The sequence below is a fragment of the Niallia sp. MER 6 genome (genome assembly GCF_023714395.1).
Classification (GTDB): Bacteria; Bacillota; Bacilli; order Bacillales; family Cytobacillaceae; genus Niallia.
In genome coordinates this window covers 1-268 of the sequence record NZ_JAMAUK010000143.1, presented here as the reverse complement: position 1 = coordinate 268, position 268 = coordinate 1, and the positions used below count along the sequence as shown (strand labels likewise).

General features: G+C 41.8%; 1 rRNA gene. It reads left to right on the top strand.

Going from position 1 to position 268, the window contains the following annotated elements:
- Positions 1-117, top strand: a 23S ribosomal RNA gene (locus M3600_RS28750); the annotation flags it as partial.
- Between the last annotated feature and the right edge of the window lie 151 nt (positions 118-268).

Genomic DNA, 268 nt, shown 5'->3' with positions numbered 1-268 from the left:
ATTTCCCATAGCGTAAGCTAGTAAGATCCCTGAAAGATGATCAGGTTGATAGGTTTGAGGTGGAAGCGTGGTGACACGTGGAGCTGACAAATACTAATAGATCGAGGACTTAACTAAAATAGGAAAGTGGAAGAAGCTTTGGCTTCTGCAGCTGGACATGAATGATTGCTTGGTTCTTGTTTTTCTTCGAAGATGATTTAGTTTTGAGAGAACAACTCATAAAAACATAATAGTCTGGTGGCGATAGCGAGAAGGTCACACCCGTTCC